Below are 15,193 nucleotides of genomic sequence, written 5' to 3'. Positions count from 1 at the left end.
GTGAGTCGGTAAGTCAATAAGTGGCTGACGCGACTATTGTTTTCACGTCAACCACTTATTGATTTACCGACTTTTTCATAGTATTTGCAAAACTCCCTCAACGCGCATATTTCGCATCTGGGCGAACGGGCTACGCACACGTAACGGCCATGCAAAATCAGCCAGTGATGCGATTTGTAGACATACTGCGTTGGAATGTAAGCCATCAAGGCTTTCTCAACGGCTAATGGCGTAGTCGCAGTTAGGGGCGCTAAGCCGAGACGATGCGACACCCGAAAAACGTGCGTGTCCACTGCCATCGTCGGCTGGTTATAAACTACTGATAAAATTACGTGTGCCGTTTTGCGGCCCACTCCCGGCAACGTCTGTAGTGCCTCGACTGTTGCTGGAATCTCCCCTCCAAATTGTTCCACTAATGCTTTCGCCATCCCGACTAAGTGCTTGGCTTTGTTGTTGGGATAGGATACACTACGGATGTAGGTGAACACCTCATCAACCGACGCTGCCGCCAGTGACTCCGGCTCTGCGAAACGGGCAAATAGGGCGGGTGTTATCTGATTGATCCGTTTATCCGTGCACTGCGCCGACAGAATTACGGCCACCAGTAGCTCATACGGATTACCAAAATTCAACTCTGTTTTTGGTTCGGGATAATGCTGGGTGAAGTAGTCGAGGAAACGGTGAAAACGTTCTTTTTTTAGCATGGTTATAAAGGTAGCCTGCTGGTACAGCGTCTCCGAACGTGATTGTTGGAGTGCCGTACCAGCAGGCTATAAAACAGCAAAGCCACGCACCCGACTACGAATTTCGTAAACGGGCAGGTGGGTTTGCGGGGTAATGCTGGGAATAATTCAGAATGGCCTGAACCGTGCTAACACGGGGCTGACGCTCTATTTTGTTCATCAAAGCCCGTAGTTCGAGGGCTTCGAGGAAGAACGTCATCAGTTCCGGCTCCGACATCATAGCGTCTTCAATGAGCAGATTTTCCTCGGGCAAGGTCTCCTCATAGACGTACCGGACTACATCATCTTGGGTAAATGTTTTTGTCATAACTCGGCGCACGTTTGCTTAATTGTTTACGCAAATTGATTAAAGCGTAACGCATACGTCCCAAAGCCGTGTTAATGCTGACGCCGGTCGCATCGGCAATCTCCTGGAAACTCATTTCCTCGTAGTGCCGCATGATGAGCACCTGGCGTTGCTGCTCCGGTAACCGCTGGATCAACTCGCGCAAATGCTCGTGTGTTTCCTGCCGAATTTGGAGCGACTCCACCGAATCCTCCGCGAACTCAAGCGTATTAAACACACTGCTTCCGTCTTCAAACACCACACTGGGGTAGCGTTTATCTTTTCGGAAATAGTCAATCGCCAAGTTGTGAGCGATCCTGATAATCCAGGGGAGAAACTTGCCTTCCTCGTTGTATTTACCCGACTTAATGGTGTCCACGGCTTTGATAAACGTGTCCTGCATTAAGTCTTCCGCCACGTACTGATCTTTGACGATCAGATAGATGGTGGTGTAAAGCTTCGATTTGTGCCGTTGCACTAATTTAGCAAAGGCCTTCTCATTACCACGGATGTACAGGGAAATCAGCTCACTGTCATTTACCTGGGCTTTTTCCATTTTCAGTAAGACAATTAGGTAACGTAGAGCTGTGTTCCGATAGTGTGCGTGGGAGTTAAGATTTGTATGAATTTAGTAACGCGGCTATAAAAATAAGAAATTTACCGCTTTTATTGCAACTACACAGGCAATAAATCTGCCAAAAATCTGTCAAACGGTAGTTTTTCAGTAAAAAATAAAGGTTCTACCACCATTCCGATTCAATAAGCATGGACTATATGCCTTGTTATTTAATTCAAACGAATGATTCACATACGTCTGCAAACGGTGTATAGATTCGTTTTAGTGCCATAACGTTTAAATTTATCTTGGCTATTTTATATTTTATTTTTACACAACACGTTACAAAGATCATTTTAGCCACCCTGCTACTCTTTGATCAATTATGAGTAGCTGATTGTTATGCAATTATGTATACCGGTAAGCCCACCAAATTAACAGGCCCTGAAGTGGGAGCCGCGCCCACCGCAGCCAGGCAGGCATTTTTCGGAACCGGTTTGACATCGCCATAAATACGTTGGCCGGAAAAACCGCAATCAGTAATACGACTATACCCCAGGCCGAGATCGAGCGCGTTGCCGGGAACAGTAACCCAATGCCAAGCACAATTTCGGCTACGCCACTTGTGACAACCATTAATGAATGGGCCGGAATGTAATCGGGCATAATAGCTAAGTAGCCTTTCGGATTAATAAAATGATTGACTCCCGCAGCTATGTACAGGAAGGCTTGCAAATACAGACCTACAGTGTTCATCAGGAAATGGTTTTGGGCGGTCGGCGTTGCCACGCATCCGGCGCGTTTAAACAGCAGCGGCCGTTCCTGTAAACCTACGCATTGATAACAAAACAATTCGCTCTACGAACTAAACCTTGTGAGTAATGGGCGCATCCAAGACTTAAAAATCAGTAATCCTATGAAAACAAAACTGTATGCAGGGGCCGTACTGGTCTTGATGCTGTCGGTCGGAGCTTCGTACGCTCAGAGCCAACCCGGTGTGCATAAAGCCAAAATCCGCCCCACTCCCGAAGAGCGGACAGCTCGAAGAGAAGATGTCAAGGCCAAGTTGGCCGCCATGACGCCTGCCGAACGTAAAGCGTTCAAACAAGCTCACCGTGAGAAGCAACAGGCTCGCCTAAATGCTATGACGCCCGAACAGCGTACGAAAGTAGAGGAGCGTCGGCGGATTCATAAGGAAACCAAGCAGTCTGGGAAATAAAACAGGAACCGTATGAGCGGGTAGCAAGGCTGCGTATCGTTTAGATTCTGTCAACATTGGCAACGTTAAACCGAGCCGCGCAGGTTTTGCCAATGTTGACAGGCTTCACTTAAATTACTCTACAACGTGCCCCACAAACCCTGCGCTATTATCTAAAATCAGACCACCGCGCCGAAACCCTAATCCGCAGGCATCGCCCGCATAAAAGACGCCCGCCTGGTAGATATGCCCGGTGGCATCCTGGAGGAAATCGACGTACTCCTGATACACTTTCGGGTAGTTTCCATAATCCCCGTCAACCGCCTGCCGTTCGCTGCCATCGGCGTTGAGAATGCGAACGTTGGCCCCTTCACGCCCGAACAGCGCTTTCTCAACGCAGGCTCTGCCGATGAACGGTTTGGTGTCTGTTTCCAGTAAAAGTGGGTGATTGGGGTACAGTTCCCACAGAATTTTGAGGATGTATTTTGACTGAAAAAGCAGCGTATACGCCGGGTTTAACACGACGGCTAATCGTTTTTTAACAATTTCGGTCAGGATACGCGTCAGTTCCGGTTCGTCTTCGGCAATGGACTCCCACGGCACGAGTTTAAACCAGAAATCTAATTTCTCGAACTGACCATTATTTGGGTTTTGCCAGAAAATGCCTTCTTCCTCCGAAAATTCCACACTATCTACAAAGTCGAATTCGGTCTCAAAACCGGCCTCGCGGGCTGCTTCGCCAATCAAGGCTACATTGGCATCGTCTTCGGGAAAGCCCCGCATCGCCGACAGCAGCAGGGTTGGTTGCAGGTCGGGGTGCTGGGCAAGTAATTCATCGAACTGGCTCGTCAGTGTTTCAAATATGGTGTTGAACTGATGACTCTCGTCAAGACCATTAGCGAGCAGGTGGGCGTACTGCACCACTGCCGTTTCGGGAAGGCAGGTGGCTGTATCGGCGTTGAACTCAATGAGTTTAATTTGTTTCCCATCAACACCGCCCGCCAGGTCGAAGCGGCCGTAGAGGTGAATGTTCCGGTCGTCATCCCAGGAGAATTTGATAAGGTCGATCAGGTTGGCCGGAATGCCAAGTTCGGCAAAGCGGTCGTGGTCGATAACGTGCTGCCCGGCCGCGATGAACATATCGAACAGCTCGTTGGCGGCCTGGTAGTAGGCGTCGGCCTGAGCGGGCGTCACGCTTACCACTTCGTTGGTCAGATAAGGCAGGGTATCCTGGCCGAGCATCCAGTCCCAACCGAGGTTGCGGAGCTGCGTATCGGGCGCGATGGGGAGAGACTTGAGGAGCATAATTGGATAAAGAATAGACCGCGTAGGTGGCCCTGAATGATAAATGAGTACTATTGGAGGGGTAAGGCGGTTGGCAAAGGTGCTTTAATCGTGTAAACTAACCATCTTTTATGACCCGTATTCTGCTTGTTTTATTTGGGATGCTGCTGACACTGACGACCGGTCAGGTTTCGGGTCAGTCGGTTCCGAAACGTCAGCCTGTTTCGGTGATTTTCGATACGGATATGGGGCCGGATTATGACGACGTTGGTGCCATTGCCCTGCTTCATGCGCTCGCCGACAGCGGACAGGCCCAAATTTTGGCTACCATCGCCAGTACAAAGTACCCCAACGTTACGTCGGTGCTCAGTGTGTTGAATACGTATTTCGGTCGCCCAAATGTGCCAATTGGCGTACCGAAAGGCAAAGCCATTACCGATAAAGACACGCAGCACTGGTCCGACACCATCACGGCCCGCTACCCCCACACCATTCGCAGTAACGCCGATGTGCCCGACGCCGTTGCGTTGTACCGTCAACTGCTGGCCAAACAGCCCGACCGTAGTGTAACCCTTATTTCGGTTGGATTCTTTACCAACTTAGCCAACCTGCTTTCCTCCAAACCCGATCAGTATTCCCGGCTATCGGGCAGGGAACTGGTTTCTCAAAAGGTGAAGCAGTTAGTTAGTATGGCGGGGAAGTTTCCGAGCGGCAAAGAGTACAATGTGTACATGGATACGCCAGCCTCGCTGGCTGTTTTTGCCGACTGGCCGACGCCCGTTTTGCTGAGTGGCTTCGAAATTGGGGAAAAGATACACAGCGGTTTGCCGCTAATGCAGAATGCTCAAATCCAAAACAGCCCTGTCAAAGATGTGTTTGCCATCAGTATCCCCAAAGCTGACGAAGATGCCGGGGGGCGCATGAGTTGGGATCAAACGGCCGTTTTAGTGGGTATCAAAGGCTACGCACCGTATTACACGGTCAAGTCGGGTCGGCTAACCATGAAGCCCGATGGGTCGAATGGCTGGGATACATCGGGCAAGGGCCATCAGTATTTAGTTGTGAAGATGCCTGTGCCGCAGGTTGAGAAAATCATTAACGATCTGATGCAGCACCAGCCGGTGAAATAGCTTAGTGCGGTGCAGTATCTTGGACGGTACCACCAAGCTACTCTACACCCGTGCCACTTCTGGCTGTATGCTCGACAAACCTGCCTGCTGCGCAAACGACGCGAGCAATGACTGATACGACGCTACCTGTTCAGCACGGTACATTTCGCTCCAGCCCAGTTCAGCCGCCATCAGATCGGCGATCTGGGGCGTTAGGTTGGCGGTTAGCTGCCAGTCGGAGAGTTCGAGCCGCCAGCGCCGGGCCAGTACGTCGCGCAGAGTTACGGCCATTTCCTGGCGCACCTGATACACAACTTCAGCGTTCAGAAAGGGTAAGGCGTCCGTTAACTTCTGCGCAAAATGGGGCTGTTCACGACTTAATCGCGCAACCTGCTCCGCCCGACTGCCGTACGTTCGCATTAGGTGCTGGCACACGTCAGCGGGTAAGCCATGTTGGCTTTGCAGGTGTTGCCAGTTCTCAAAATGGTAGTTTTTGCCCCCAACCAACAAATGCGTTTCGGTGGTGCTGGCGGCTGACTTACCCAATAACTCACCCGCCCGGTCGATGGCGTCCTGCGCCATAAGCCGGTAGGTTGTCCATTTTCCGCCCAATAGACTCAGCAAATTTGATTTGGAATCGTGCTCGACTTCGTGGTCGCGCAGCAGGGTTTTAGTATCGGCGCGGCTGCTCACAATGAGCGGCCGAATGCCGCCGAAACCCGCCTGGACGTCGGCTTTGTTGGGTACTTTGGCCAAGTAAGGGCGCAACGTGTCGAGCAGGTAATCAACTTCCTGCGGCTCCAGCACCGGCTCCCGTTCCAGATCGGTATAATCGTCGTCGGTAGTGCCAACAAACACCTTGTCGCCAAACGGGATGGCGAAAACAACGCGCCCGTCGGCGGTTTTAGGAATCAAAATGGCGCAGTCGCTCTGTAGTGTTTCGCGGGGCAGCACAATATGAACGCCCTTGCTGGGCCGAATGCGTGGGTCGAGGTCAGGATTAGCCAGCAGTCGAATGGTGTCGGCGTAGGGACCCGTGCAATTCAGAAAAAGTCTGGCCCGGATGGAAAACGTTTCACCCGTTAATTCATCGCGTCCGGTCGCCGTTTCGAGCCGTCCGTTGTGATGGCCAAATCCAGTTATAGCAACGTAATTGACAACGGTGGCTCCGGCTTCGTCGGCCGAGTGGGCGAGGGCCAGTGCATAACGGGCGTCGTTTAGCTGACCATCGTAATAAAGCACCGCGCTGTGCATCCGGGGCGTCAGCGTCGGCATTTTAGCGAAAGCCTGCGCCCGGCTCAGCCAGCGACCTTTAGGAAATGAGTCCTGGCGGGCAATAAAGTCGTACAGGGTTAACCCAATGGTGATGTATAATCCCTCGAAGGCGCTAAAAACGGGGGTTAGCAACGCCAGCGGATGAGCCAGGTGCGGAGCATTACGCAACACGGTCCGGCGTTCGGCCAGACCGTGACGAACCTGCCGAAGTTGGGCCAGGTCAAGTTTTTTAATGGCCTGCTCTAAATAGCGAACCCCGCCATGAATGAGTTTGGTAGAGCGCGATGACGTTTCGCCCGAAATATCGCCCCGGTCGATGAGCGCAACCCGGTACCCGCGCAAAGCCGCGTCTAAGGCCGCCCCAGCCCCGCTGGCTCCGGCCCCAATGACACAAATATCAACCGTCTCTTCCCGCAGCCGCTTCAGATTCTGTTCCCGATTCATAGATCAAAGGTACGAAAAATGAGTGAGCGAGGGCGCAGTCGGTTAAGGTAACGGGGTTATTAACAATTAGATAACGGGTCATAAACCGGGTCGGCTCTACCCCGAAGAACTCCGGCTGCGTCCGCCAAAAAAGCCACTGCGTCCGCCCGATGGTCGAACGGTGCGGGTTACGCGGGAACCTCGAACGGTCTCGCCAAGCTGCGATGAGCGCTGATACGCGCCCGGATTCGCATACACGCCTGAGCCGTATCGCTGCCGGTCGTTGGCATACTGACCACCGAAATTGTTACGGCCAAGCATGTAGCCCAAGCTGCCCCAGAGCAGCACGTTGGCTAATCCGTTGTGGTGCATTCCGCCGTAAGCCGATGGGTTGTCCCGGTAAGTGCGGGTCGATTCGTCCGTGTCTACGAGTCGTTTGGCGGCCTCCACACTCAGCGTGTCGCGGTGCCCATCGACGTAGCTGACAATGGCTCCGGCCTGCCCCGGTTGAGCGGGTACTTCGTCGGTAATTTTGAAGTTACCGGGAGCGGTCTCCGTGATGTACGTCCGAACGCCTTTGCCAAAACTGGTTTCAGTCCGTTCAGCCTCCGTGCGTTCCGTTTCGTCCGACTGGTTCGAACCGCAGCTTTGCAGCGTTGCCGTGCCGGTAAGCAGCGCCAAACTAAGCGTAGTACTAAGGGTAATATCTTTTACGCGCCGAAGAACGGCGTGTTTGCGAAGCGGTGTCATGGTCAAGAAGGGTGATGTTCAGGTACTAAACTACCAGAACACCCGCAGGGTTGCAAGCCGGATTGGATAAGCTGCTGTCAGGAACAGCGAGCGGTCGTTAGAACGGACGGTGGCTGTTGCCAAACAGCAGGGCTACCCCCGCCGACACGCTCACGACGCTGACCGTCCGGCTGCTGCTATATCCCGCCCGCTCCGACCGGCCGTTGTTGCTTTGGGCGGTGGTCGTCAGGTTATCGAACATGAACCGGGCGCGGGTGTAGTCGCTGTTGAGGTGCAAAGACAAACTCCGGCCAAGTCGGTAGCGAAGTGATAAACCACCCCCTAAAGCTGTTGCCTCACTCCTCGACCCGGTTGTTTCTACCCACATATCGACGGTGCCGAAGTTGCCGCTCATGTGGGTGTTGGGTAATACCGCGCTTGCTCGTCCGGCCAGCAGCCGCGTATCGAGCGTGAAGCGGCCCAGGGGAATAATCAGGTACGGCCCTCCCATGATCGTTGTCATCGCCCAGGCATCGGCACTGGCCGTCCAGGTGTCCGTTTCGTTTCGATATAAGCCGTCTAACAGTGCGTGCGTCCGAATGGCGTTCCGGTGCTGCTCACCACGGACCATCAATCCTACCGGTCCAACAAGCCGGTAACCTGCCGAGAGACTTATCACGGTGCCAGCCCCGGCCATACCCGCCTGATCGTCGACGGGTGAACAACTGGCAAAGCGGCCCACCGGCTGGCTTCCCCCCGCTGATACCGCAAAAAAACCTTTCTTTTCCTGATGCGATAGGATAAATGCTTTCTGACCGAACGAAACCGTAGTTAGCCCGATTGCCAGCAGGGTGAGAAGCGTTTTGTTCATGACGCAATGATCTATTGCTGAATTGATAAAACAGATGTTACTCTATTTGCATCAAATACAATGCCATGGTTACTAATTTCGCTAAACGACAAGTGATTGCATTAATAGTACGTTTCTATGGGCACTTACGGGCACTATCATTTTTCCTGCGTCAGCTTGTCGGTAAGCAGCCGCAGATACACACCGTTAGTCCAGCCGAAGCCGTCCTGATTGGCATATTCGCCCCCACCGGTGGTCAGAGCCGCATCGACAACGTTGTATTTTTCCATCATTTTGCCGGTGGCTTTAAATACTTTATCGTTTAAAGCCAGCCAACGGTCGCGGCCGTCACGGGCGGTTTCGACGAAGCCATAGTTTACAAGCCCCCGGTAAACCATCCATTGCAACGGTGCCCAGCCGTTGGGCCAGTCCCACTGTTCGCCGGTGTGGTTGAGTGTCGTGACCCAGCCACCCGTCTGCAAAAAGTCGGATTTGAGCCGGTCGTGAACGCGCTGGGCCTGCTGGGGCGTGGCAAGTTCGAAAAACAGCGGGAACACAGCCGCCAGCGTTAGCACCGGGGTTTGCTGGTTAGCGACAGCGTCGAAATCATGGAAAAAACCGGTCTCCTCATTCCAGAATGTGGTCTGAATGAGTTGCCCACGAATGGATGCCAGCGTACCAAACCAGTTTGCTTCGTCGGTCAGTCCCATTCGTGCGCTGGTGTCGCGCAGGGTTGTTTCCAGTTGATAGAGCAGACAGTTCAAATCGACCGGTACGATATCGACGGTGTGAATGGTCGCCATCGTTTTCTGGTCGGCGAACCAGCGGCTGCTAAAATCCCAGCCCGATTCGCAGGCCGCCCGGATGTGCATGTATAGCGTTTCGGGTGCAATGCCAAGCCGGTCGGTTATTTCGGTCAGTTCAATTTCCTGGCGGTAGGCTTCGGGGCGTGGCGTGGGCGTATCGTCCCAGTAACGGTTGAGCAATCCACCCGAAGGCAGGTGCACCATACGCCGGGCAAATTGTCTTTCGGGGGACAGTTCACCGGTGTCTTTATGCCAGAATTTGAATTCCCGCTGCAACTGCGGCAGGTAGCGCTCAAGCACGTCAGGCCCGGCGTGCGACGCCCCGGCAATGTCAGCGAGTAGCTGCACCATCAGCGCAAAAAATGGCGGCTGCGAGCGGCTCAGGAAATACGTCCGGTTTCCGTTGGGAATGAAACCGAACTGGTCGATCAGGTGGGCAAAATTGTCGAGCATTCCCCGGATCAAATCGACCCGCCCCGATTCCTGCAGACCCAGCATCGTGAAATAGCTGTCCCAATAGAAAATCTCCCGAAACCGCCCGCCCGGCACAACGTACGGATAGGGAAGCGGCACCCGCGAATCGCCGTGCGACGGACCGCTCGCAACAGCTATGTCGGCGGGGCGCGTGAGCCGGTCCCAAAGCTGGTCTATGTGCTCGGCCGTACTGACCGATGTATCGCTGACGTAGTCCGACGCCGTGGCAGTGGGCAGTGTGAAATGCTCGTGCACAAAGGCGCTCAGGTCAAAATTGGGCGCATCTTTTTGTGTTTCGTACAAAGCCAGCAGTTCATCGGGAGGCAGTTTGGGTACGCAGTCCACAAATGTTTTGGAGTCGGCGAAAATACCGCTTAACTGCACGTCGTCGAAGAGGTCGCCGAGGAGTTGATCGGGCGAGGAGGGGAGGGATGAGTTCATCAGGGAGAATTTAATGGAGCAAACTTTGGCAAAGCCTACGCGGCCCGGTTTAACTTTGCCAACATTGCGAATCGTTTGTTTATTCCCTCTTTACTTTCAATTTATCCGACCATGGCCCACTGGCGCATTAAACTCTCCCTGCTGCTTAATTATTTCGTTTTTGCCATTCTGCTGAACAGCGTTGGTACTGTGATTTTGCAGGTGCAAAACAATTACAGGGTGTCCGAGTCGTCGGCCAGTGTGCTCGAAGCCTTTAAAGACCTGACCATTGCGGCTGTGTCGTTCCTTATTGCGTCTTATATTACCCGCATTGGCTACAAACGGGCGATGCTGCTGGCATTAGGAATAGTGATGCTGGCGTGTTTACTGATGCCGCAGGTGCCCGCTTTCTGGACAACAAAATTGCTTTTTGCGGCCACTGGAGCCGGTTTTGCGCTTATCAAAGTATCCGTTTTTGCCACGATTGGGCTGATTACGAACGACCAGAACGAACATGCCAGTTTCATGAACTTCTTAGAGTCGTTTTTTATGATCGGCGTTCTGAGCGGTTACTTTCTGTTCAGTGCATTCGTGGACGATACCAACCCACAATCCACCGCCTGGCTCACGGTTTATTATGTACTGGCCGGTATTGCTTTAGTGGCGTTTCTGTTACTGCTGAGCACGCCCGTCGATGAGTCGAGTGTGGCGCACGAAGCGTCCAAGTCGGTGGCCGACGACATCGGCGACATGCTCCGGCTGGCTATTACGCCCGTGGTGCTGGTGTTCGTGCTGACGGCGTTCACCTACGTGCTCATGGAGCAGGGTATTATGAGCTGGTTGCCGACGTTCAACAGCAAAATTCTGAACCTGCCTACCTCGCTCAGCATTCAGATGGCGAGTATTCTGGCCGCTTCGACCGCACTGGGCCGGTTTGGGGCGGGGGTACTGCTGCGCCGGATTTCGTGGTACTGGCTGCTGATGATCTGCTTGGTTATTTCGGGTGGACTGGTGCTGCTGGCCTTGCCGCTGGCCAGTTCGGTGGGTGATCGGGCGGTGACGGGCTGGGGCGATGCACCGTTGGCTGCGTTCGTTTTCCCCATGATCGGCTTATTCATCGCGCCCATCTATCCGGCCATTAACTCCGCCATCCTGAGCAGTTTACCGTTGCGCCAACACGGCCCAATGGCCGGCCTGATCGTTATTTTCTCGGCTCTCGGCGGCACCACGGGGTCTATTATTACGGGCAGTGTATTTCAGACATACGGCGGACAAACAGCCTTCTATTTCTCGCTCGTGCCAATTGTATTATTACTGGTGCTGATTACGGTCTTCAGCCGGATGCAGGATAAAAATCAGGAGCGTTCGGACCAGGTTATCGGGAGCCGATAAACGCTATCTTTGAATCGGTCCCACTGTAACCTATCCTAATGACCGACGACGAACGGAATGATCTGCTGTTGCTTAAGAGAGTGGTCTCCCGGTATTTAGTCGACACGGAACAACAAATTATAGACTACAGCCCACATGCCGATAGGGAAATCTTTGAATTTATCATTGTGAAAGCTCGTAGTTAGGAGAAGGTATTAACTGAAATTGACCGGCGATTACAAAATGAAGACTGACTATGACGGAGATACAACAGAAAATCAACGCACTACTGGCTCTCAAAGCGCAGGCTCAAACAGACCAAGACAGATCAAGAGCACACATCGAACTCCTGCGTTATCATTACTTCCTGTCAGAAGACGACAAGGACAGCGTTGCTGGGGTAATGAAATCTACATTAGACGAACTTGATCGAGTTCCAATGCCGCCTGACCCGCTCCTGCAACGCGCCGAAGAACTGCTCAATCGCATCAAATCCCGCGTTCCACAGCCGTAACTGACTGAATCTTACCCACTCCTCGTTCACTTCTGCTTATGCAACGGCCTTGTTTCCTTCTGACCTTGTTGAGTGTGACTCTATTGGGCCTTTTGCAACCCATCTTCGCCCAAACACCGAAACCCATCTTCCCCGTGCCCCTCAGCCCACGTCTGGCCAATTACCAGATCGACGTGACGCTTGACCCGGCTACCAAAAAACTCACCGGCCGCGAAACGCTGACGTGGCGTAATCCATCCAGCGACGTGATCCCGGAGTTGCGGTTTCACCTGTATTTAAACGCATTTCGGAACGATAAATCGACGTTTATGCGCGAGTCGGGCGGGCAGTTGCGGGGTAACCAGATTGACCGTACTGCAAAGAATTCGTACGGCTCAATAGACGTGGTGTCCATGAAGGTGCGGGGTGGGCAGGCGCTGGCGTATCAATTTATTCAGCCCGACGATACAGACAAGAACGATCACACCGTCATTCGGGTGCCACTCAGTAAACCCGTCAGGCCGGGCGAGACCATTGTGCTCGACATTGCATTCCAGGCTAAACTGCCCAAGATTTTCGCCCGGACGGGATTCAGCCGCGACTATTTTCTGGTGGGGCAGTGGTTCCCTAAAATCGGGGTGTACGAACCTGCCGGAACACGCTACGCGACGCAGGGACAGTGGAACTGCCACCAATTTCATGCCGATTCGGAATTCTATGCTGATTACGGCACCTACGACGTCAACATCACAGCGCCAAAGGCGTACTGGGTTGGTGCTACGGGTCTGATGACGGGCGAGAAGTCCGGCCCGAACAATACTAAAACGACCCGCTGGCACGCCGAAGACGTTGTTGATTTCGCGTGGACGGCGTCGCCCCATTTTCAGGTGGTTGAGGACCAGTGGAAACGACCGGTGGGTGGTGTTGTCAAGATCGAATTGCTGATGCAGCCAGAGCATGTGCATCAGGCCGGTCGGCACATGGACGCGGTCAAACGGGCACTGGCTTATTTCGATAAAAACCTTGGCCGTTACCCGTTTCCGAACGTGACCGTTGTGGACCCACCTCTGCACGCCAGCGGCTCAGGTGGGATGGAATACCCTACGTTCATCACCGCCGGAACCGCCTGGTTTCTGCCCGATGGCGCCCGCTTTCCGGAGATCGTGACGGTGCATGAATTTGGTCATCAGTATTTTATGCAGTTACTGGCCAGCAACGAATTCGAGGAAGCCTGGCTCGACGAGGGATTCAACCAATATTACGAAGGCCGGATTATGGACGACTGGTACGGTCTCCGGTCGTCGCAGGTCGACCTGTTCGGTTTCAGGATGGGCGATATGGAAAGTTCGCGGGATAGCTACGTGCACCAAGATAACCCCGCCATTGGCTCGTCGTTCGGTAATACGTGGCAACTGCCCGAGGGCCAGTACGGGGTGCTGACCTACTCCAAAACGGCGACCTGGCTCCGAACGCTGGATGGACTGGTGAGCAGGCGGGTGATGGACGAAATCATGCAAACGTATCTTATTCGGTGGCGGTTCAAACACCCCAATGCGCAAAGTTTTATCGACATTGTCAATGAGATTGTGCCGAAGCGGTTAGGGCAGCGGTACGGTCCCGACATGAACTGGTTTTTCGATCAGGCGCTGTATGGTGACAAAGTCGTTGATTACCAGTTGTTTTCCATTAAAAATAAGAAGCCGGGAGGTCAGCGCCAATCAACTCTGACTGTTCGGCGCAACGCCGATGGGCAGATGCCGGTGGACGTGCGGGTGCATTTCGACAATGGTAAAGAATTGATGTTATTCTGGGACGGCAAATCTCGCCAACGGACGTTCACACTCACCGAGAAAGCGGACGTCGTTTGGGCCACCGTCGATCCTGAGCAGAAAATTTACATGGACACCAACCTGAATAATAATAGTCTGACGCTGAAACCGTCGTCGGCACCGGCGGCTAAATTCGCGACAAAATTCCTGTTCTGGGTCGAGAACTGGATGCAGTGGCTGGCCTGGCTGGCGTAGGGCTGGTAAATTTCTCGTATCTTTCAGTAAACGAACCGGGTAAAACGATGAGCATTCAGGAAATAAGGAGCCGAATTCACCAGTTGGTGGATAAAGAGGAAGACGAAACTTTACTGGAAGCAGTAAATAGAATTTTAGCAAGGAATACTGAAAGCGACATTCTGGACGACTTAACTGAAGAGCAACTATTGGGAATCGAGCAAGCCCGCGAGGAAGCTCGACAGGGGAAGGGAATGCCGTTAGCAGATTTCAAACGCAAAATGGAGACTAAGTGGCCACAATTAAAATCATTGTAACGCCGTTAGCAGATGCTGATGTAAACAATATAGCTGATTTTCTGCAAGAAAGCCGATCACCTGAATTAGCTATCCGGTTTGTGAATGCGTTCTATAAAAGTCTCGACATAATTGAGTTCGCACCGGAAATAGGAACCCCTTCCTTTAAAGTAGTAGGTGTAAGAAGAAAAATGATCGATAAATACAACGCACTCTATTACGAACTTGTGGGTGACACTCTGTATGCATTGCGCGTTATCGACACCCGTAGCAACCCAGATGCGAATCCATATTGAGCATGACTTTTCCTGATATAACTACCATTTTACAGAACCACTTCGGCCCGGATACCTTCCCCGTCAATACGAGCAATCCCCAGCCGTACCTCACGGTCCCAACTGACCGGATCGTTGACCTTTGCCAATTTCTGCGCGACGATGAGCGGCTGTTCTTCGATCTCTTGGCCTGCGTCACTGCGATTGATAATGGGCCAGAAGTCGATACGATGGAGGTGATTTACAACCTCACATCCATTCCCTACGAACACAATTTGATGCTCAAAATCGTTGTGCCGCGCAACGCCGATGGACGGCCTCTGCCGTTGGTGCCGAGCGTGTCGCACATCTGGCGCACCGCCGACTGGCACGAGCGCGAAGCCTACGACCTCGTCGGCATCCACTTCACGGGCCACCCCGACCTGCGCCGGATTCTGCTGCCCACCGACTGGAATGGTCATCCGTTACGCCGGGATTATAAAGAGGACGAACAATATCATGGAATAAAGACGCAGTAAACTGTTGCGAGTTGGCAGAAAGCAGTTTTGTCGTTTCATTTGTTG

17 protein-coding genes are annotated in these 15,193 nt (G+C 52.9%); 8 read left to right on the top strand and 9 right to left on the bottom strand.

Annotated elements, in window-relative coordinates:
* Positions 1-47 precede the first annotated feature (47 nt).
* From nth to ACYVHB_RS17915, 4 genes are all read right to left on the bottom strand, one after another.
* Positions 48-704: an endonuclease III gene (gene nth, locus ACYVHB_RS17930; protein ID WP_461053144.1), complete on the bottom strand. Its 657-nt coding sequence runs from the start codon at positions 702-704 to the stop codon at positions 48-50.
* Positions 705-798: 94 nt separating this feature from the next.
* Positions 799-1,050, bottom strand: coding sequence for a hypothetical protein (locus ACYVHB_RS17925; RefSeq protein WP_461053143.1), 252 nt, complete (start codon positions 1,048-1,050; stop codon positions 799-801).
* A complete protein-coding gene (locus ACYVHB_RS17920) occupies positions 1,025-1,624 on the bottom strand; it encodes an RNA polymerase sigma factor (RefSeq protein ID WP_080237158.1) in 600 nt (199 codons plus the stop codon). The genes ACYVHB_RS17925 and ACYVHB_RS17920 overlap by 26 nt, the downstream gene beginning before the upstream one ends.
* Before the next feature lie 408 nt (positions 1,625-2,032).
* The gene (locus tag ACYVHB_RS17915) at positions 2,033-2,380 is read right to left on the bottom strand and encodes a DoxX family protein (RefSeq protein ID WP_461053142.1); all 348 of its coding nucleotides are present in this window, start codon (positions 2,378-2,380) and stop codon (positions 2,033-2,035) included.
* A 160-nt stretch (positions 2,381-2,540) separates the two neighbouring features.
* Here ACYVHB_RS17915 and ACYVHB_RS17910 point away from each other — a divergent pair, with 160 nt between their 5' ends.
* Complete coding sequence (locus ACYVHB_RS17910) at positions 2,541-2,843, top strand: hypothetical protein (protein ID WP_461053141.1); 303 nt, start codon at positions 2,541-2,543, stop codon at positions 2,841-2,843.
* A 114-nt stretch (positions 2,844-2,957) separates the two neighbouring features.
* Here the strand turns inward: ACYVHB_RS17910 and ACYVHB_RS17905 are convergent, their stop codons facing one another.
* Positions 2,958-4,130, bottom strand: a complete 1,173-nt coding sequence (locus tag ACYVHB_RS17905; protein WP_461053251.1) for a glutathionylspermidine synthase family protein — start codon at positions 4,128-4,130, stop codon at positions 2,958-2,960.
* A gap of 107 nt (positions 4,131-4,237) precedes the next feature.
* Between ACYVHB_RS17905 and ACYVHB_RS17900 the strand changes: the two genes are divergently transcribed.
* A complete protein-coding gene (locus tag ACYVHB_RS17900) occupies positions 4,238-5,236 on the top strand; it encodes a nucleoside hydrolase (RefSeq protein ID WP_461053140.1) in 999 nt (332 codons plus the stop codon).
* Positions 5,237-5,278: 42 nt separating this feature from the next.
* Here ACYVHB_RS17900 and ACYVHB_RS17895 read toward each other — a convergent pair whose 3' ends face one another.
* The 4 genes from ACYVHB_RS17895 to treF all read right to left on the bottom strand — a co-directional run bounded on the left by ACYVHB_RS17895 (position 5,279) and on the right by treF (position 10,213).
* Entirely contained in the window at positions 5,279-6,934 is a 1,656-nt protein-coding gene (locus ACYVHB_RS17895) for a glycerol-3-phosphate dehydrogenase/oxidase (RefSeq protein ID WP_461053139.1), read from the bottom strand.
* A gap of 96 nt (positions 6,935-7,030) precedes the next feature.
* Positions 7,031-7,663 carry a hypothetical protein gene (locus tag ACYVHB_RS17890; RefSeq protein WP_461053138.1) on the bottom strand — a complete coding sequence of 211 codons (633 nt, stop codon included), beginning with the start codon at positions 7,661-7,663 and terminating at the stop codon, positions 7,031-7,033.
* A 97-nt stretch (positions 7,664-7,760) separates the two neighbouring features.
* Entirely contained in the window at positions 7,761-8,513 is a 753-nt protein-coding gene (locus tag ACYVHB_RS17885) for a hypothetical protein (protein WP_461053137.1), read from the bottom strand.
* 137 nt (positions 8,514-8,650) lie between these two features.
* Positions 8,651-10,213: an alpha,alpha-trehalase TreF gene (treF, locus tag ACYVHB_RS17880; RefSeq protein ID WP_461053136.1), complete on the bottom strand. Its 1,563-nt coding sequence runs from the start codon at positions 10,211-10,213 to the stop codon at positions 8,651-8,653.
* Between the two features lie 111 nt (positions 10,214-10,324).
* Here treF and ACYVHB_RS17875 point away from each other — a divergent pair, with 111 nt between their 5' ends.
* From ACYVHB_RS17875 to ACYVHB_RS17850, 6 genes are all read left to right on the top strand, one after another.
* Positions 10,325-11,584, top strand: coding sequence for an MFS transporter (locus ACYVHB_RS17875; RefSeq protein WP_461053135.1), 1,260 nt, complete (start codon positions 10,325-10,327; stop codon positions 11,582-11,584).
* A gap of 235 nt (positions 11,585-11,819) precedes the next feature.
* Positions 11,820-12,077 carry a hypothetical protein gene (locus tag ACYVHB_RS17870; protein ID WP_461053134.1) on the top strand — a complete coding sequence of 86 codons (258 nt, stop codon included), beginning with the start codon at positions 11,820-11,822 and terminating at the stop codon, positions 12,075-12,077.
* A 38-nt stretch (positions 12,078-12,115) separates the two neighbouring features.
* Entirely contained in the window at positions 12,116-14,080 is a 1,965-nt protein-coding gene (locus ACYVHB_RS17865) for a M1 family metallopeptidase (protein ID WP_461053133.1), read from the top strand.
* Positions 14,081-14,127: 47 nt separating this feature from the next.
* A complete protein-coding gene (locus ACYVHB_RS17860; RefSeq protein ID WP_461053132.1) occupies positions 14,128-14,376 on the top strand; it encodes a hypothetical protein in 249 nt (82 codons plus the stop codon).
* Positions 14,352-14,651, top strand: a complete 300-nt coding sequence (locus ACYVHB_RS17855) for a type II toxin-antitoxin system RelE/ParE family toxin (RefSeq protein WP_461053131.1) — start codon at positions 14,352-14,354, stop codon at positions 14,649-14,651. Before ACYVHB_RS17860 ends, ACYVHB_RS17855 begins: the two co-directional genes overlap by 25 nt.
* Positions 14,652-14,653: 2 nt before the next feature.
* Positions 14,654-15,148, top strand: a complete 495-nt coding sequence (locus ACYVHB_RS17850; RefSeq protein ID WP_461053130.1) for an NADH-quinone oxidoreductase subunit C — start codon at positions 14,654-14,656, stop codon at positions 15,146-15,148.
* Positions 15,149-15,193 lie beyond the last annotated feature (45 nt).

Source organism: Spirosoma arcticum (assembly GCF_054779955.1).
The sequence above is the reverse complement of the archived record's forward strand: the minus strand, read 5'-3'. Positions and strand labels throughout refer to the sequence as shown.